Annotated in this window: 16 protein-coding genes, 1 tRNA gene and 1 pseudogene; 11 read left to right on the top strand and 7 right to left on the bottom strand. The window is 41.9% G+C overall.

Features of this window, described 5'->3' with window-relative positions; genetic code table 11:
• Window positions 1-36: 36 nt before the first annotated feature.
• Window positions 37-2,301, top strand: a complete 2,265-nt coding sequence (gene hypF, locus IM485_RS14120; RefSeq protein ID WP_287743845.1) for a carbamoyltransferase HypF — start codon at window positions 37-39, stop codon at window positions 2,299-2,301.
• 92 nt (window positions 2,302-2,393) lie between these two features.
• Here the strand turns inward: hypF and IM485_RS14115 are convergent, their stop codons facing one another.
• On the bottom strand, window positions 2,394-2,687 hold the full coding sequence (locus IM485_RS14115; protein ID WP_045357600.1) for a hypothetical protein: 294 nt from the start codon (window positions 2,685-2,687) through the stop codon (window positions 2,394-2,396).
• Window positions 2,688-3,052: 365 nt separating this feature from the next.
• Here IM485_RS14115 and IM485_RS14110 point away from each other — a divergent pair, with 365 nt between their 5' ends.
• Window positions 3,053-4,783 carry a diflavin flavoprotein gene (locus tag IM485_RS14110; RefSeq protein ID WP_104397908.1) on the top strand — a complete coding sequence of 577 codons (1,731 nt, stop codon included), beginning with the start codon at window positions 3,053-3,055 and terminating at the stop codon, window positions 4,781-4,783.
• 72 nt (window positions 4,784-4,855) lie between these two features.
• Here the strand turns inward: IM485_RS14110 and IM485_RS14105 are convergent, their stop codons facing one another.
• Both IM485_RS14105 and IM485_RS14100 read right to left on the bottom strand, forming a co-directional pair.
• On the bottom strand, window positions 4,856-5,338 hold the full coding sequence (locus tag IM485_RS14105) for a PIN domain-containing protein (RefSeq protein ID WP_104397909.1): 483 nt from the start codon (window positions 5,336-5,338) through the stop codon (window positions 4,856-4,858).
• Complete coding sequence (locus tag IM485_RS14100) at window positions 5,325-5,609, bottom strand: UPF0175 family protein (protein ID WP_002754799.1); 285 nt, start codon at window positions 5,607-5,609, stop codon at window positions 5,325-5,327. The genes IM485_RS14105 and IM485_RS14100 overlap by 14 nt, the downstream gene beginning before the upstream one ends.
• A gap of 494 nt (window positions 5,610-6,103) precedes the next feature.
• Between IM485_RS14100 and IM485_RS14095 the strand changes: the two are divergent.
• From IM485_RS14095 to IM485_RS14085, 3 genes and pseudogenes are all read left to right on the top strand, one after another.
• Window positions 6,104-6,385, top strand: a pseudogene (locus IM485_RS14095) (flavin reductase family protein); the annotation flags it as partial.
• 75 nt (window positions 6,386-6,460) lie between these two features.
• A complete protein-coding gene (gene bchH / locus IM485_RS14090; protein WP_287743839.1) occupies window positions 6,461-10,126 on the top strand; it encodes a magnesium chelatase subunit H in 3,666 nt (1,221 codons plus the stop codon).
• 150 nt (window positions 10,127-10,276) lie between these two features.
• The gene (locus IM485_RS14085) at window positions 10,277-10,435 is read left to right on the top strand and encodes a hypothetical protein (protein ID WP_287743836.1); all 159 of its coding nucleotides are present in this window, start codon (window positions 10,277-10,279) and stop codon (window positions 10,433-10,435) included.
• Here IM485_RS14085 and moaC read toward each other — a convergent pair.
• Entirely contained in the window at window positions 10,403-10,903 is a 501-nt protein-coding gene (gene moaC / locus IM485_RS14080; RefSeq protein WP_287743833.1) for a cyclic pyranopterin monophosphate synthase MoaC, read from the bottom strand. The genes IM485_RS14085 and moaC overlap by 33 nt on opposite strands.
• A 43-nt stretch (window positions 10,904-10,946) precedes the next feature.
• Between moaC and IM485_RS14075 the strand changes: the two genes are divergently transcribed.
• Window positions 10,947-11,020, top strand: a tRNA-Arg gene (locus tag IM485_RS14075).
• Between the two features lie 291 nt (window positions 11,021-11,311).
• Window positions 11,312-12,625, top strand: a complete 1,314-nt coding sequence (locus tag IM485_RS14070) for a tetratricopeptide repeat protein (RefSeq protein WP_287743830.1) — start codon at window positions 11,312-11,314, stop codon at window positions 12,623-12,625.
• 15 nt (window positions 12,626-12,640) lie between these two features.
• On the opposite strand, the gene IM485_RS14065 is transcribed toward IM485_RS14070, so the two are convergent.
• The 3 genes from IM485_RS14065 to IM485_RS14055 all read right to left on the bottom strand — a co-directional run bounded on the left by IM485_RS14065 (window position 12,641) and on the right by IM485_RS14055 (window position 13,640).
• A complete protein-coding gene (locus tag IM485_RS14065) occupies window positions 12,641-13,054 on the bottom strand; it encodes a type II toxin-antitoxin system VapC family toxin (protein ID WP_002797269.1) in 414 nt (137 codons plus the stop codon).
• A complete protein-coding gene (locus tag IM485_RS14060; RefSeq protein ID WP_002774365.1) occupies window positions 13,051-13,302 on the bottom strand; it encodes a hypothetical protein in 252 nt (83 codons plus the stop codon). The genes IM485_RS14065 and IM485_RS14060 overlap by 4 nt, the downstream gene beginning before the upstream one ends.
• A gap of 86 nt (window positions 13,303-13,388) precedes the next feature.
• A complete protein-coding gene (locus IM485_RS14055; RefSeq protein ID WP_024970586.1) occupies window positions 13,389-13,640 on the bottom strand; it encodes a hypothetical protein in 252 nt (83 codons plus the stop codon).
• Between the two features lie 708 nt (window positions 13,641-14,348).
• Here IM485_RS14055 and IM485_RS14050 point away from each other — a divergent pair.
• The 4 genes from IM485_RS14050 to IM485_RS14035 all read left to right on the top strand — a co-directional run.
• The gene (locus IM485_RS14050; protein ID WP_287743826.1) at window positions 14,349-15,965 is read left to right on the top strand and encodes an AAA-like domain-containing protein; all 1,617 of its coding nucleotides are present in this window, start codon (window positions 14,349-14,351) and stop codon (window positions 15,963-15,965) included.
• Between the two features lie 27 nt (window positions 15,966-15,992).
• Window positions 15,993-16,124 carry an element excision factor XisH family protein gene (locus IM485_RS14045; protein ID WP_002761389.1) on the top strand — a complete coding sequence of 44 codons (132 nt, stop codon included), beginning with the start codon at window positions 15,993-15,995 and terminating at the stop codon, window positions 16,122-16,124.
• Window positions 16,112-16,447, top strand: coding sequence for a XisI protein (locus IM485_RS14040; RefSeq protein ID WP_002754817.1), 336 nt, complete (start codon window positions 16,112-16,114; stop codon window positions 16,445-16,447). The genes IM485_RS14045 and IM485_RS14040 overlap by 13 nt, the downstream gene beginning before the upstream one ends.
• 68 nt (window positions 16,448-16,515) lie before the next feature.
• Window positions 16,516-18,721 (top strand): AAA-like domain-containing protein (locus IM485_RS14035; protein ID WP_287743824.1); only part of this gene is annotated, 2,206 nt, incomplete at its 3' end.

Below are 18,721 nucleotides of genomic sequence, written 5' to 3'. Positions count from 1 at the left end.
CAGGGATGAATTTGATGATTTCCCCGTTAAATTTTTATGAATAATCAGAGCATTCAGTCCGATCAGCGATTAGCTTTAATTGTGCGCGGAGCAGTACAAGGAGTCGGTTTTCGTCCTTTTGTTTATCGATTAGCAACGGAATTAAACTTAGCCGGTTGGGTGAATAATACGGCAGCGGGAGTTTTTATTGAAGTCGAGGGCAATCGAGACAAACTAGAAACTTTTTTGAATCGATTATCTTTAGAAAAACCACCTCAATCGCTAATTGAAAATATTGAGACTCAATGGTTAAATCCTATCGGTTATCAAAACTTTAGCATACGTCATAGCAGCGGCGGTGAAAAAAATACAATTGTTCTGCCCGATTTAGCCACTTGTCCCGATTGTTTAGCCGATATTTTTGACCCGAATAATCGTCGTTATCGCTATCCTTTTACTAACTGCACTAACTGCGGTCCTCGCTACAGTATCATCGAGAGTTTACCCTATGATCGCAGTGCCACAACTATGAGGGGTTTTAATCAGTGTCCCGAATGTCAAAGGGAATACGAAAACCCTCTGGATCGCCGTTTTCATGCCCAACCGAATGCCTGTCCTAGTTGCGGACCCCAAATTAGTCTTTTAGACAGTCAAGGCTCTGTATTAGCGGAAAAAGATCAAGCTTTAATTGCCACTGCTAGAGCAATTCAACAAGGAAAAATTATAGCGATCAAAGGATTAGGAGGATTTCACCTAGTTATCGATGCAAGAAATACGGAAGCAGTGCAAAAATTGCGACAACGTAAACAGCGACCAGATAAGCCTTTTGCCGTGATGTATCCTAATCTTGAGTTAGTGAAAAAGCATGGTTATGTATCTTCTTTAGAATCGCAATTATTACAGTCTCCTGCAGCGGCAATTGTCCTGATTAAACAAAGAAAAAATTATCTTTCTCCTTCGGTTTCTCCGGGTAATCCCTACCTAGGAGTTATGTTACCCTATACTCCCCTACATCATCTTTTATTAGCGGAATTAGGCTTTCCTATTGTAGCAACCAGTGGTAATCTAGCCGATGAACCTATCTGTATTGACGAAAAAGAAGCTTTAGAAAAATTAGAAAAAATCGCCGATTTATTTCTAGTTCATAATCGTCCAATAGTTCGACCAGTGGATGACTCTATTATCAGGGAAATGGCGGGAAAAGCGATGATTTTGCGGCGAGCGCGGGGATATGCTCCCTTTCCAGTTAAAGTTAATGAGGGAGATTTTCCCCCGATTCTGGCCGTGGGAAGTTATTTTAAAAATACCGTGGCTATCTACCAAAAAAATCAAGTTTTTATTAGTCAACATATCGGCGATTTAGATACAGTTAATGCTGTTAATCATTTTGAAAATATCCTCGATAGTTTAAAAAATTTATACGAGTTTGCACCCGAAGTTATTGCCTGTGATGCCCATCCTGAATATCTAGCAACCAAGTACGCTTATAGTTTAAATTTACCCGTTATTCCCATTCAACACCATTACGCTCACGTTTTATCCTGCATGGCAGAACATCAGCTACAACCTCCGGTTTTAGGGGTTGCTTGGGATGGAACAGGATACGGTTTAGACGGCACAATTTGGGGGGGAGAATTTATCCATATTGCTGCCGATTCTTGGCAGCGAGTCGCCCATTTTAAACCCTGGCCATTACTGGGAGGAGAAAAAGCGGTTAAACAACCCAGACGAGTGGCTTTAGGATTACTAGAAGTTATGGAAAATACTGATAGGATAAAATCAGCTTTTAGTGAACAGGAATGGTCTATTTTTAGGCAAATGTTAACCAAAAAAATTAATTGTCCTTTAACTTCTAGTGTCGGGCGTTTGTTTGATGGCGTGGCGGCGATTCTAGGTTTATGTTATCAATTAAGTTTTGAGGGACAAGCAGCAATGCAGTTAGAATTTGCCCTTGAGGACATTAAAACCGAGGAATATTATAATTTTTCTTTATCAGATGACTCACCCATAGTTATTGATTGGAATCAGATAATTTTAGGAGTTGTTGAGGATTTAGAAAAACAAGTACAAATCGGCATAATTGCCGCTAAATTTCATAATAGTTTAAGTGAGATTATTGTAGAAATTGCTCAGAAAACAGGTAGAGAAAAAATTCTCCTGACGGGAGGCTGTTTTCAAAATCGTTATCTGACGGAAAGAACAATTAATCGCCTACAAGCTTCGGGATTTCAACCCTACTGGCAGCAAACTGTTCCCACTAATGATGGTGGTATTAGCCTTGGTCAAATTATCGGTGCTTTTTCTCAACTTAAACAGTTCTAGAATAGCCGACAATCTACCTTTCTATTCGATTGTGTCAGCAGCGTTAAAGATAAACCACAGAGACAGAAAGAACAGAGAGAGCCGATTTTTTTCTAGACTGTTAAACGATGCCACTCAACGATTTTATTGCCTACTTTCAAAATAATTGCTTGACCTAAACCGAGTTCTTGTGTCACATTGACTAGATGGGCGAAATTTTGACGGGTGATTGCTAGTCCCTGCAAACAGGCTAGAAAATCGAGACAGAGAACCGTAGAAAATTCCCAAGTTTGTCGGTAAACACGGCAATTATCCGGTAAAAAAGCCACAAGAGTGCGAAAATGACTCAAAGCGGCTTTCTCAAAATTGGCGCTAGTGCAGTCAAAAGACGAGTGCTGATAGCTCATAAAAACTTTGCCTGATAGGGAAAGAGCAGGGTTTCCCTCAGACTAGCACTTCCCTTCTGGGGATCACCTTCCCTTTAGAATTTCTCAATAGACTGGCAAATCCCCCCAGAGGGGTATCCTTACCCGCAAGCAAATTGCTAGAAGCTAGGTTTCTTCCCAGAGATAGTGTACTTTAGATATTGATGTCCTTCCGGCTGGCAAGATAACCTATAAATTTCCCCACTCGTCCCCAGCGATAAAAGGCTGTATTTAGTCAAAAATCAAGTGTTGACATTGATGCCAAACTTGCCAAGTAAAAAATGATGACAGCCTCAACTTGCCGCTTAACTAATTGACTACTTAACTGATAACTGGTAACTAAGATTATGAATAATGCAATTGTCAAACCGAGAGATGTACAAGTAGCACCTATTGCCGTCGATACTTTTGTCTTTCGTTCCCGCACTTGGGACCGGTTAAAATTCGAGATCGAATATGGATTACAAAAGGGAACTACCGCCAATAGTTATCTGATTAAAGGTGAAAAAGTCGCTCTTTTTGATCCACCGGGGGAATCATTCTCGGCTATATTTTTAGAGGCTTTAACTAAAAGAATCGATCCGAAAACTATTGATTATATTATCCTCGGTCACGTTAACCCCAATCGTGCCGTCACCCTCAAGGCACTTTTAGAAATCGCGCCTCAAGTCACTTTTGTTTGTTCTAATCCGGGGGCAATTTCCCTGAAAAAAATTCTCGAAAACGAAGCATTAAATCTGTTGGTTGTCAAGGGGGAAGAAATATTAAATTTAGGGGCAAACCATCAATTAGAATTTATCCCCACTCCTAACCCCAGATTTCCCGATCAACTCTGTACCTACGACAGCAAAACCGATATTCTCTACACCGATAAATTATTCGGAGCGCACGTTTGTGGCGACCAAATTTTTGATGAGGGTTGGAGCGTTTATAACGAAGATCGGCGTTATTATTTCGATTGTCTCATGGCTCCCTATGCCAGCCAAATTAGCAACGCTTTGGAGAAATTAGCCGCTAAATCGCCCTTATTTTATGCCGTTGGTCACGGTCCTCTGGTGCGTTACGCGATGCACGAATTGACCCTTTCCTATCAACAATGGTTAGCAGTACAAAAGTCCCAAGAGTTGACAATCGCCCTGATTTATGCTAGTGCCTACGGCAACACCGCCACCCTCGCTCAAGCGATCGCCATGGGGATCACGAAAGCGGCAGTAGCAGTCACGGCGATTAATGCCGAGTTCGCTGAACCAGACGAGATCAAAACGGCGATCGAAAAAAGTGTCGGTTTTATCTTTGGTTCCCCCACTTTGGGAGGACACGCACCGACTCCCATCCAAACCGCCTTGGGGATTACCCTGGCAAATGGCGATAAAAGCAAGCTGGTGGGGGTTTTTGGCTCCTACGGTTGGAGTGGTGAAGCGATCGATCTTTTGGAAGGTAAATTCCGGGATGGCGGTTATCGCTTCGGTTTTGAGCCAATTCGGGTTAAATTTAAGCCCACGGAGGCAATTTTAAAGACCTGTGAGGAAGCGGGAACCGATTTCGCTCAAGCAGTCAAAAAAGCTCGCAAAAGCAGACAACCGAAAACTAATGTTAACCAATCCCAAAGCGATCGGCGATCGCAGGCTCTGGGCCGTTTGGTGGGTTCTCTCTGTATCGTCACCTGCGAATTGGGGGAATTGCGCGGCGCCATGTTAGCCTCTTGGGTGTCGCAAGCGACGTTCACCCCCCCCGGATTGACTATTGCCGTGGCGAAAGAACGAGCGATCGAGTCTCTGCTTTATAGCGGTACGCCTTTTGTCCTTAATATCCTCCAAGAAGGTCAACATTTGGCTTTAATGAAACATTTTCTTAAACCTTTTTCCCCCGGAGAAGATCGTTTTGCTAATATCGAAACCACTAAAGCTGAGAACGGTGGACCGATTCTGGCCGAAGCGCTCGCTTATCTGGAATGTCGGGTGGAACAACGAATGGAGTGCGGTGATCATTGGCTGCTTTATGCGATCGCAGAAAAAGGTAAGGTTTTACACCAAGGTTTAACCGCCATCCATCATCGCAAATCTGGCAGTTATTATTAACTCATGGTGACGGGTAAGGGATCGCAAAAAACAAGGGTTTCGGCTGATCCCGAAAGTGAACGATACTCTCCCCTATCCTTCTGCTACTGTTTGTAAAACAAGATCAATAAATTTCTGGCTGTAGTATATGCCTTGTTGTTGCATCGTTTCTATGTAAGGTTTGACTGCATCGATCTTTCCCAACTGTTTTGCTTTAATTAAAATACCGATCGAACCTGTAATTGGAATATTGAGAGATTTACACACCTGACGAGCCGCTAATTCATCGATAAGCACTAAAGGGGCTTTTTGTTCTAGTGCAAGGACGATGACTTCTGATTCTCCTCGATCCAGAGTCGGTAATAGTAAGGAAACCTGCTGTTGAGAGGCGATTTCTCGGACAGAAATCCACTGTTCTCGTAATAGATCGATCGAGCCAGTTTTGTCTTGATCATAAGTGCTGATTTCAAGAGCTACCGCCTTAGGAATAATGATGCTTTTAACTATTTCTTGTAAAAGACCGAGTTGACCAATTCGCGCAAAAGCGATGAGGGGAGTAGCGTTACTTACAATCATCAGGCTCCAGTTTTTCTATTCCCTTTAATTCAACCGCTAACGCCGATTCGTCATAATCAAACAATACAATCCCTTTTTTAGACAAAATATCCATAAATTCTAGGCGATTAATTCTCGCTAATTCCGCCGCTTTTCCTAAAGAAAGTCGCTTTTCTTGAAAATAATAAATAGCGGCCAGAAGTTTAATTTCTTGACCGAGTTCATCAATTCCTATTTTTAAAGCGGCAAGAACATCGGGAGAAAATTCTAGATTTAATATTTCATTTTTCATTCTAAGTACCTAGTTAAAAATAAAGTTAACTTTAGAGACAAGGGAACTCCGGAACAGGGAACAGAAGGGTTTCTGACTTTTTTTAAGATGTCTCTTAATTATTACAGCTTACAGCGTTTCTCATAAAGATGAAGTATAATCTGATTTGGCATCGTCTCCTGACTCCTGATTGAGGTGATTAAACCGCACAGTGCGCTATTATAGCAGCGGGCAGAAGGAAGAAGGAAAATCCTTGCCAGAACTGAATTTTAGCGATTTAGGTTGTCCTAACCAACTCGTTCTCTGCTATAAGTCTTATTAAGGGGGTGTTAGACCGATGCAGGTGAGATAGTGGCAGCAATTCTCATTTTGAAACGATTTTGCCTTGTTTCAGCGATCTAGAGATTCGTTAAGAATTATTAACCCTTCTAGGTGCAAGGGTTTTAATGTCATGAAACCTTAAAATGAGAATTGCTGATAATACCTCCCATCGACTCTACCCACTTTATATCCATTTTGTCCTTAATATCCGGCAAGAAGGACAACATATAGCTTTAATGAAGCATTTTCTCAAACCCTTTGCTCCGGGGGAAGACCGTTTTGCTAATATCGAAACCACTAAAGCTGAGAACGGTGGGCCGATTCTGGCCGAAGCGCTCGCTTATCTGGAATGTCGGGTGGAACAACGAATGGAGTGCGGTGATCATTGGCTGCTTTATGCGATCGCAGAAAAAGGCAGGGTTTTACACCAGGGTTTAACCGCCATCCATCATCGCAAATCCGGCAGTTATTATTAATTTGTCGTTATGATCATTTCAGGGGGTGTGTTAAGGCAAAATAACGCACCCTGATTTATCAGAAAATAAATTCTTATGAAAAGCATTGTTTTAATTGTTGGCTTTGAAACCTTTAACAGGAATTTATATCGGCAATCGGGCCTGTTGGCTAGTTCTAAATGTCCCGATTTAGAAGTAAAAGTATTTAGCGATAAATCCTTGACGAGCGAACCGGAAATAGTCGAGCAAGCTTTAGCCACTGCTGACGTTTTTTTTGCTAGTTTGATCTTCGATTACGATCAAGTTACTTGGCTGCGGCAACGAGCGGCAGAGATTCCGATTCGCTTAGTTTTTGAGTCTGCTTTAGAGTTAATGAGTTTAACCCGTTTGGGAGAATTTGCCATCGGGGATAAACCAAAAGGAATGCCAAAACCAATTCAATTTATCTTGAGTAAATTTTCCAGTGGCAAGGAAGAAGATAAGTTAGCTGGTTATCTTAGTTTCCTCAAAACAGGTCCGAAACTACTGAAATTTATTCCCGCTAAAAAAGTTCAAGATTTGCGTAATTGGTTAATTATCTACGGTTATTGGAATGCGGGAGGAACCGAAAATGTTGCCGCTATGTGTTGGGTAATTGCCCAAAAATATCTAGGATTAAAAGTACGGGAAATACCCGAAGTTATCGAAACTCCCAATAAGGGACTATTACACCCCGATTATCAGGGTTATTTTCTCACTCCCCAAGAATATTTGACTTGGTATCAAAAAAATAAATCCCTTGATAAACCAGTGGTGGCACTGCTGCTTTATCGGAAGCACGTTATCAGTAAACTACCCTATATTAATCAATTAATCCGTCATTTTGAAACGGCTAATTTAATTCCCCTACCCGTGTTTATTAACGGAGTGGAAGGCCATACAATTGTTCGGGATTGGTTAACCACAGACTACGAAATTCAGCAAAGAAAAAAAGGAATCATTGAAACTCCTTCTTTAAGTGAAGATGCGGTGACAGTAGATGCAATTGTCTCGACGATTGGCTTTCCTTTGGTGGGGGGTCCTGCGGGTTCTATGGAAGCGGGAAGACAGGTAGAAGTGGCTAAACGAATTCTGTCCGCTAAAAATATTCCTTATCTTATCGCTGCCCCTTTATTAATTCAAGATATTTATTCTTGGACAAGACAGGGAATCGGTGGTTTACAGAGTGTGGTTTTATACGCTTTACCAGAATTAGACGGGGCAATTGATACAATTCCTCTGGGGGGATTAGTGGGGGAAACTATCTATTTAATCCCCGAAAGATTACAGCGTTTAACTGGACGTTTAAACAGTTGGATTAAGTTACATAAAACCCCTCCGCAAGAACGGAAAATAGCCATCATTCTCTATGGATTTCCCCCGGGTTATGGGGCAGTTGGTACGGCAGCTTTATTAAATGTTCCCCGGAGTTTAGTTAAGTTTTTACAAGCTTTACAAGCGCAGGGTTATAATCTGGGAACGATTCCCGAAGACGGGGAAGAAATTATTCAAAAAGTTAAATTTGCCGATGATGAAAATCTCTCTAAACAAAATCGTTTATCGATAGAAACTTTAGAAAATTGGCTAGGTTATCTGTTAACCTCTCGCATTGAAAAACACTGGAAATCTCTGAAAGATGCGGGGATAAAAACTATTGGCGACCAGTATCATTTAGGGGGAATTGAGTTAGGTAATATCTGGATTGGAGTCCAGCCACCTTTAGGAATTGCTGGGGATCCGATGCGGTTAATGTTTGAAAAAGATTTAACTCCTCACCCTCAGTATGCAGCCTTTTATCAGTGGTTACAAAAAGATTTTAAGACCGATGCTATCGTTCATTTTGGTATGCACGGAACCGTCGAATGGCTGCCAGGTTCACCCCTAGGAAATACTGGTTATTCTTGGTCAGATATTTTATTAGGAGATTTACCGAATTTATATATTTATGCTGCTAATAATCCCTCGGAATCTATCCTAGCTAAACGTCGCGGTTATGGGGTGTTAATTTCCCATAATGTGCCTCCCTACGGACGAGCGGGATTATATAAAGAATTGATGATTTTACGAGATTTGATTGCAGAGTTTCGAGAAAATCCTGAGAAAAATTACGCTTTAAGAGATAGTATTCTTCAAAAGATTATTGATACAGGTATCTCTAAAGATTGTCCTTTTCTGGAAGCAGAAAAACAGGGAATAGAATTCACTTTAGAAAATGCCAAATTATTTAGCCGCTATGCACTAACCGATTATTTTGTCAAGGTGTATAATTACTTACAAATCGTCGAACAAAGACTATTTTCTTCGGGTTTACACACCCTAGGAACTGCTCCCAATCAGGAAGAATTAAAAGGTTATCTTGACGCTTATTTCACCGATTTATCTGAGCGAGAATTTCAGCAAATTATCGCTGACGAAGCAACCAATGAAAAGCTTAAAGAAGGCATTGCTATTAAAAATTTATTAGGACAAAATAGCGAAGAATTAACTAATCTTTTGCGGGGATTAAATGGGGAATATGTACCACCGGCACCGGGGGGTGATTTACTCCGGGATGGTGCGGGAGTTTTACCCACAGGACGCAATATACACGCTTTGGATCCCTACCGGATGCCTTCCCCCGCAGCCTACACTCGCGGACGAGAAATCGCCAAAAAACTGCTACAACAAAACTTAACCGAAAAAGGAAAATATCCCGAAACTGTAGCAGTTTTACTCTGGGGATTAGATGTGATTAAAACTAAGGGTGAATCCCTGGGTATTCTCTTAGAATTAGTCGGTGCGGAACCGGTGAAAGAGGGGACAGGAAGAATTGTCAGGTATGAATTAAAACCTCTAGGGGAAATTGGACACCCGCGCATCGATATTTTGGCTAATTTATCGGGAATTTTTCGGGATACTTTTATCAATATTATCGAGTTATTGGATGATTTAATGCAGCGGGCAGCCGAGATAGAAGAATCGGAAAATGATAATTATATCCGTAAGCACTATTTAGCCTTAAAAAGTCAAGGGATTGACAATGCCAGCGCTCGTTTATTTTCCAATCCTGCCGGGGATTTTGGCTCTTTAGTTAATGACCAAGTAGTGGAGGGAAATTGGGACAATGACAACGAATTAGCGAAAACTTGGGAAAAGCGTAATGTTTTTAGTTATGGTCGTCAAGATAAGGGACAAGCGCGGCCAGAAGTGCTACAACAGTTATTAAAAACCAGTGAAAGTATTATCCAAGAAATTGACTCGGTAGAATACGGTTTAACCGATATTCAGGAATACTACGGCAACACGGGAGGATTAAAATTAGCCGCAGAAAAACAAAGCGGTAAACGGGTGATGACGAGTTTTGTCGAGAGTTTTTCCAATGATACAACTCCCCGCAAATTAGAGGAGGTTTTGCGCTTAGAATACCGCAGTAAATTACTCAATCCTAAATGGGCCAATGCCATGGTTAATCAAGGTTCTGGTGGGGCCTACGAAATCTCCCAAAGAATGACCGCTTTAATTGGTTGGGGCGGTACGGCTAATTTTAGTGACGATTGGGTGTATGATCAGGCAGCCGATACCTACGCTTTTGATACAGAAATGGCGGAAAAATTGCGTCAAGCTAATCCCGAAGCTTTCCGTAATATTGTCGGTAGAATGTTAGAAGCACAGGGTCGCGGTTTTTGGCAAGCAGACCCCGACAAATTAGAGAAATTACAGGAATTATATCAATTGACCGATGAAAAGTTAGAAGGGGTTACTTAGGGTTTGCTGAATAAATCTAAAAACCTTCTTGGATAATATCTTTAGGCTTTTTTGAAATCAACAAGTGCCAGCGATTGGAGTCAGGTACTTTTTCCCCGAAAATTAGGTAATTGACTCCGGCTCGACTGAGCTCGCCGAACGTCCTGAAAATTGGTACAACCCCACACCCTACACCCCACACCCCACACCCCACACCCCACACCCCACACCCCACACCCCACACCCCACACCCTGACACCAGGAAAAACTTTTTGCCGCAAACCCTACTTAGAGTTTTCATCGCAACAGGGTATCCTGATGATAATCTGATTTCCCTCCTGTTTTACTCAGCAAACGGATATTCTCAATCAGGATTGATTTTTCTAACGCTTTAGCCATATCGTATAAAGTCAAGGCTGCCACAGATACCGCCGTTAAAGCTTCCATTTCTACCCCAGTTTCCGATTTTGTCACCACTTCTGCCCGAATTTCGTAACCGGGTAACTCTGCTTTCGGGATAATCTGAACATTGATTTTTTGCAGGGGTAAGGGATGGCAAAGGGGAATTAAGGAGGAAGTTTGTTTGGCCGCCATAATTCCCGCTAGTCTGGCCGTCCCTAAAACGTCACCTTTAGGCGCATTTCCCTGTTCTATGGCTTCAAAAGTCGTTTTTAGCATTCTCACTTGTCCTAGGGCGATAGCAGTGCGTTTAGTGGGCATTTTCTCCGATACATCCACCATCTGGGCCTCGCCTTGGCTGTCGAGATGAGATAATTTTTCTTTACCCTCTTGCGTCATTGAATGAACCTGTGCTATAGTAGTTTACTGTTGAGAAAAACAAGGGCTTGTAGCTTAGTGGATTAGAGCGTGTGGCTACGGACCACAAGGTCGGGAGTTCGAGTCTCTCCAAGCCCGTTACATACAATGGCATATACTACAGGAATTGGGAACCTATGGTTCCTAATTTCTTTGGTTTTTTGCCCCATCTTCCCACTTTCCTATACTTTTTAAACAGGATTTAGTATCAGCAGCCAGTTTTGCCGAGGTATTTTTTACCCTCAAACAGTGAAAGAAACTAAACTTTTAGGATTGTATAATACTAAATCTGGTTATTAAAAACTGATTATTTATTCCCCCTTTTGCCTTTTGCCTCTTGCCTTTTGCCTGTCCTTATAAGTAACCTATGCTCAACGGATTTAGTATAATATGAATTCTCCTGCACCTGTGCCGACACCCTTTCAAGTTGCTTTAGAGCGTTACCAGAATGCTCTAAATTATTTAGATACTTCCCATAATAAATCTCTGAAAAAAGCACAGGCTTTAGAAATTATTACCGCCAGAGATGCTCTTCAGAAACGAATGGAAGCCGAGGCGGAAATTTCGGTTGATATCTGGTCAAAATTAATCGAACAAGATAATAGATTAAAACAGAAAAGCTACAAAATTACTCAAGTTATTGACTTAGCTGAATATCGGGAGACTTTACCTATTTCTGCTCAGGCTTGGTGGTGGCATTTAGAAAGTAGGGAATCTCTGCATCCTTGCAATCGCTTTGATTGGCTATTGAGAAGCGGTAAACTGGTTTTATTAGGGGTTAATTTTACATTAATCGGAACGATTGCTACTCGGTTTCTTAGTGGTGGTTCAGGTTTGCCAGAAATAGGGGGTGTTATTTTTTCGACTTTCATTTCTTTATTACAAACTGAAAATGCTCTCACACGGACGCGCCAGAAGGGTTTTGTTAAGTTAATGAAATTTCTTAGGATTGCTGAACATTGGTATGAAGAAATACAGTTTTCTGTAACAGTAATAGTCTTTGCTTTTCTCTTGGGAATTTATCTAAATTTCTCTTGGTTTTCTGAGTTTTATAAGCAAGAAGGCAACCGTTTACAATCTCCTCCGCCAGCAAGTCAAGAATTTCCTAATTTAGCTTCAGCCGAAGAGAAGTATTTAAAAGCAATTGAGTTAAACCCAGATAATTTAGATGCTCATTATAAGTTGGCAACACTTTACGAAGAGTTACAGGATTTGACTAATGCGAAAAAACACTATTTAATCGCGGCAAAAGGTGGTTTTATAGATGCTTATAATAATCTCGCTTATTGGTATCTGCGCGATAATAAGAATGCAGAAGCAGTAGAGTTACTGGAAAAAGCCAAGAGATTATTAGCAGAAAAAGATGAAAAACTAGACCAATTTACTGAAGAGGAGAAACGCAATTTAGCAGTACAAAAATATAGTATTTATAAAAATCTAGGCTGGGCCAGATTTAAGCAAAATCGCAGTGAAGATGCAATTCCTAATCTTTTAGTTGCTATTGGTATCGCTGAAAATCCAGCTTATCAGAAATTTATCCGCAATCCCGGTGCTGCTTTTTGTATTTATGCTCAACTTTTAGAAAAAGAAGACAAGAAATTATCTCAGGAAAATTGGCGTAAATGTCTTAATTTAGCTCAAGGGAGGGAAATTAATACAGAGGAAGAACAATGGTTATATGAAGCGAGAAAAAAATTAAAGTGAAGTAAAGTTTAGTGACTATTCTCTGAGTAATGCGCTAAATCCTTCTTGCTGAAAATGCTTATCAAAGGTTAATATTTCAGAGATTTCCAGTTGTCTCATAATCTGCATGGAAGCACAATCAGTTAAACTGTATCCTTTATCTAATCGTCTTTGGTAAAAATCAAAAGCTTGCTGAAATTGTTCACTGGTTTGGGGAATGATTATGGTTTTGCTGTCATTGCGTAAATCATGAGTTAGACGAATAGCTGATTTACGCAAAAATTCCCCTCTACTGCATAAAGCATTGAGTAATTCTGTCAGAACCATTTCACTGGTAACACCTCTAAAGTTACCCAGTCTTGCTACCATACTTATAGCAAGTCTATGAGCATTATCTCCTCTATCAGCTAACGCTTTTAAATAGAAGGTATCTAAGAAAATTTTTCTCATTCTTCCTCATCTTCTCTCGGTGCGCCGTACATATAATGTTCCGCGTTACGCGCAAAGTCTCTGGGAAAGTGTTTTCGCCATTCTGATTGGGGAACAACGTTACCAATCTCAACAATTCTTTGCCAAAAAGGTTTTTTGCGAAATTCTGGGTCATTTTCTAGTGCATCCCATTTAGCATCGAGTTCTTCCATTGATAACTCAGGCTCTTCGGATGTGTTAGAGGTTGAATGATTGTTTAAGTTAGTCATGATTAAAGGTTCCTTTTAGATTAAAGAGAATAAGTTAATGATAACCTAAATTATCTGGTCAGGTAAATGTTTTGCGAAAATTTGTTTCATTCTTCCTCATCTTCTCTCGGTGCGCCGTACATATAGTGTTCAAAATTACGCGCAAAGTCTGTAGGTAAGTGTTTTCGCCATTCTGATTGGGGAACAACTTTACCAATCTCAACAATTCTTTGCCAAAAAGGTTTTTTGCGAAATTCTGGATCATTTTCTAGTGCATCCCATTTAGCATCGAGTTCTTCCATTGATAACTCAGGCTCTTCGGATGTGTTAGATGTTGAATGATTGTTTAAGTTAGTCATGATTAAAGGTTCCTCAAGTTCTTTGATTAAATTGTCTGATTCTACAGTTGAGTGAGGGTTTTGTGTGTCCATACTTGATCAGAAGTGATAGTTTTGTTTTTATCATAGCATTTTCGAGTTGGAGCGAGGTACGGAGATTATCGAGGGTAATTAACCACAGAGACACAGAGGACACGAAGGTTATTTGCCGATGTGATAATTTATAATCATAATAAATTGTTCGCTTGTTCCAAGGCAGAAAATGATTGCATACAGCCCAAAAAATAGTTAAAATAGAAGGATACTTTTGAAAAAAAACCAAACTAGGGTATATTCTCATGCAATCTTCCGCCAAAAATCCCGAACAGACTGATGAAACTCAACACCCCGACATTGATAAAAAAATCATGCACCACGTCGTCCTATTTGGCAGGTAATTGTTGAAATAGGGGAAGAAATTCCTGATGAAGAATGGAAAAAAGTTCCTCCTGATACTTCAATAAATTATAAACAATATCTCTATGGAATTAACGAGAATGCTCCATGAGATTACTTTTCGATAAACCTGTTCTCTGACTAACCAAGAATTATATAATAAACACTGTGTTAGCATAACAAGTGAAGTCAGGTTGTGACTCTAGACAAGAAAACGGTTTTTTTGAAAAAACCCGTTTTCTGAAATCAATAGTTTGAAAAAAACCGTTTTCTGAAATCGTAAAACTGACAGCCATGATTTTATCTAATCCAGACATATCATCCACACCCCTCGATGTATTTATTTCTTACTCTCATAAAGACGAGAAACTGCGGGAAACTTTAGGACTTCACCTCGCGTCATTACAAAGACAGGGAGTGATTAAATCATGGCACGATCGCAAAATTAGTGCTGGAACAGAGTGGAAACAAGCCATTGATGAAAATCTCAATTCAGCCGAGATTATTCTGTTGTTGATTAGTGAAAACTTTATCGCTTCTGACTACTGTTATGATCTTGAAATGGAACGGGCGATTGCACGGCATGATGCGGGGGAGGCGCGGGTGATTCCGATTATTTTGAAGCCGGTGGATTGGAGTGGTGCGCCTTTTGGTAAGTTGCAAGCTTTGCCAAAAAATGCCAAGCCTGTGACGACTTGGAGTAATCGGGGTGAGGCGTTTTTAAATATTGCTAAGGGGATTCGCCACGCGGCAATGGAAATGGCGACAGTGTTAACTGACAAACAGCCCACTGTCTTGCCAGAGCCGCAACAATCCGCAAAAGCCACTGAGATGCCAACGCAATCGGAACCCCTCAAGCCAACAGTTACTCCAGACAAGATACAACAGGAAATTAGCTTGGAATCTCCAGAAGGACAAGTTAGCATTGACTCTCGCTTTTATATTACTTCCCCTTACGAAGAACGGTGCTATGAGGAAATTCAAAAGCCTGGCTCCCTGATTCGGATTAAATCGCCCCACAATATGGGCAAATCGTCCCTGATGGCGAAGGTACTTGCCCAAGCATCTCAACTAGGCTATCGTGCGGTAACGATCGATCTGGAACAGACCAATCAAAAGTTCTTTGACGATCTCGACAAGTTCATGCAGTGGTTTTGTGCGTCGGTGGGTAAACCACTAGGAGTAAGGGTCAAGATTGAAGAGTATTGGGATGATATTTTTGGAGCGAACGATAACAGTACGGATTATTTTGAGAAGTATTTATTAGAGGGGGACGATCGCCCGTTAGTGTTGGCGATCGATAACTTTGATCGCATCTTTAAATACGCAGATATCGAGACGGATTTATGCGGATTATTGCGCGGCTGGCATGAAAGTTCCAAGATTAAAAAACTGTGGCAGAAATTGCGGCTGATCATCGTCCATTCTCAAGAGTCCTATGCCCAACGGGATATCAATCAATCGCCTTTTAATGTGGGGTTGCCCATCGAATTGGGAGAGTTTACGCCTGAACAGGTACAGGAGTTGGTAGCACGGCACGGATTAACTTGGACAGAGGGGGAACTCGAACAATTTATGGGGTTAATTGGAGGGCATCCCTACATGGTGCGCTCGGCACTCTATCACATTGCAGCGGGGGATCTTTCTTTGGCGGAATTTTTGCGGACGGCTCCCACAGAAGCGGGAATTTACAGCGATTATCTGCGGGGACATTTGAAGACTTTGGAAGATTATCCTGAACTGGGGGCAGCCATGAAATTGGTTATTACTTCTGAAGCGCCGGTACGTTTGCGGTCTGAGGAGTCGTTTAAACTGGACAGTATGGGATTAGTGGTGCGGGTTGATAATAATGTGAAACCTCGCTGCGATCTTTATCGTCAGTATTTTTGCGATCGCTTGGGAGGAAATTAAATAAAAACACTTTATTGTAAACTAGATTTGGCGATTAGAGATGTGATTTATAATTCATTTTTTGAAGAGCCAATCGGACAAATTTTAATCGAAGATGAAAATCTCAAGTTTATTGTTTTTGATGCTGAAAAGGAGGTCATTTCGCAATGGAAAAATTAGATCAGTATCGTCATATTATTAAATCGGTTTTGATTCCTTATACTGAAATCCCTTATTCTCACGGCGAATTGATTTGTAAGCCGATTTTTGATGAAGTTCGAGATAGCTATCTTTTGATGACGCTCGGATGGGATCGCAAAACTCGCGTGCATGGCTGTTTAATTCATTTGGATATTATCAACGAGAAAATCTGGGTACAACGAGATGAAACCGAAGACGGAGTAACCCATGAGCTAGTGGCAGCGGGTGTTCCCCAGCAGGATATTGTCCTCGCTTTTCATCCGGCGGATGTACGCGGTTACACGGGCTACGCGATCGCCTAACCTCTTAGAAAACGGGTTTCTTAAAGAAATCCGTTTTCTGGGACATATTTTTAGCAATTTGGTATCAGATGACAAACCCAACTTCCTCGACTCCTTTTAGCTATCAAGTAGGCGGGAGCTTACCTGCCGAATATCGTGGGTATGTAGAGCGACAGGCCGATCGCGAATTGTACGATCGCCTGAAATCAGGAGAATATTGTTTTGTCTTTAACTCGCGGCAGATGGGCAAGTCTAGTTTGCGGGTGCGGGTGATGCAGAAGTTAGCGGCAGAGGGGGTGGCTTGTGCGGTCATTGACCCGCAAACCCGGGGAACCAGTTTGAGCGAGGATCAGTGGTATGCCGGAACCATAAAACGCTTGATCGATGATTTGCATTTACAAGAGAAAATCGATTTTTCGAGTTGGTGGAAGGATCTGGCGGCTCAGTCGATTTCGGCGGTCGAACGCTTTACTTATTTTATCGATCGCGTATTGCTGGCAGAACTCTCGCAAGATGTCGTCATTTTTGTCGAAGAAATTGATAACCTGCTCAGTCTCAAGTTTGATACCGATGGTTTTTTCATTCTGATTCGCTCTTTCTTTGAGCGGCGGGCGGAAGATCTGCGTTATCGGCGGCTGACTTTTGCGTTTTTAGGGGTGGCAACACCTTCCGATCTGATTGTCAGTAAGCATAGTTTGGCGTTTAATATCGGTCGGGCGGTGGAGATGAGTGGCTTTCAACTCCAGGAAGCTCAACCGTTGATGCAGGGTTTGGTGGGCAAGGTGGACGATCCGCAGGCGGTGCTGCAAGCGGTGTTGTATTGGACGGGGGGACAGCCGTTTTTGACGCAGCGGGTCTTGAATTTGGTAGTGCAGGAGGCAGATTTGCGCCTATCGCCCCCAGATTTGGTGGCGCAGGTGGTGACGAGCCAGCTTATCGATAATTGGGAGGCGCAGGACGTGCCGCCGCATTTGAAAACGATACGAGACAGGATTTTACGCAGTGACGAACGGCTGCGGGGGCGACTGCTAGGGATTTATCAGCAAGTTTTGGATGCTGAACCCCCCCCTCTCCCCATCCCCCCCCTCTCCCCATCCCCGCCTCTCAAGGAAGGGGGGATCATTGCCGATGAGAGCTACGAGCAAATACAACTGCGGCTGACGGGTTTGGTGGTGAAGCGAGAGGGCAGGTTGAAAGTCTATAACCCCATCTACGCGCAGGTGTTTAATGGGCAGTGGGTGGCTCGCGCTTTGGCGGATTTGCGTCCGGGGTTTTATGGGGAGGCGTTTAAGGCTTGGCAGGAGGCACAAGAGGAGCAGAAAGAGTCGTTTTTGTTGCGGGGACAGGCGTTAAGAGATGCGGAGACTTGGGCAAAAGGAAAGCGTTTGAGTAAAGAAGATGAACGCTTTTTAGATGATAGCCAGGATGTCGAAAAACTGGATATGGAAAGGCGGTTGGCGGCGGAAACGGAAGCGAATCAGATTTTGACGGCGGCGAGGGAACAGGCGGAAACAGAATTAGAAACAGCGAACCAAGCATTATTAGAAACAAGGGAGGAATCCGACAAAATCATCAAAAAAGCCAATCGACGGAATAAGCTTAGTTTGTTGGGGGCATTGGGAGCTATTGCCATTGCTGCTATTGCCGTTCCTATTTCGATAAAGGCGGTAGATGATTTGAAAATAGCATGGCAGGATGTACAAGAAGCGGAGGGAGAAAAAAAACAACTTGAACAAGATAAAGACCAACTTAATAAGGATAAAATCAGTCTCAATCGCAGTTTAGAGCAAACTAAAACTAACAAAAAGCAGGCAGACATAAACGCACAAAAAGCAAAACAGTTACAGCTAGAAGCAGAACAGAAATTGAAACAAGTTAATCAAAATTTAGTTGCAGAAAAGAAGCACCTAAAGCAAGTTACTGAAATAGCTCAAGTCACTATCAAAGCAAAAGAACAACAGGTTCAAGAAGTTGAGAAACAATTTACAGAAGCGACCAAAAACACACAAGATGCCCGAAACGAGTCCAAAATAGCAAGGGAAGAGAAACAGCAAGCACAGACTCAACTATTAGAAGCACAGACTCAACTATCAGAAGCACAGACTCAACTCAATTCAGTGCTTGCTTCACTTAATGGAGTCAGAAATCAAGTCGGAGTAAGTGAAGCTGAACCTCTTTTACAACAGTCTTTAGCTATCAGGAAACAACAGTTAGGAGACAACCATCCTGATGTCGCTCAAAGTCTCAACAACCTAGCAGAACTTTACCTATCACAAGGAAGATACAGTGAAGCTG

It is taken from the genome of Microcystis sp. M169S2, assembly GCF_020245865.1.
GTDB classification, from domain to species: Bacteria; Cyanobacteriota; Cyanobacteriia; order Cyanobacteriales; family Microcystaceae; genus Microcystis; species Microcystis ichthyoblabe_A.
Note: the sequence above shows the minus strand (reverse complement) of the source record. Positions and strands in the feature narration are given on the sequence as shown.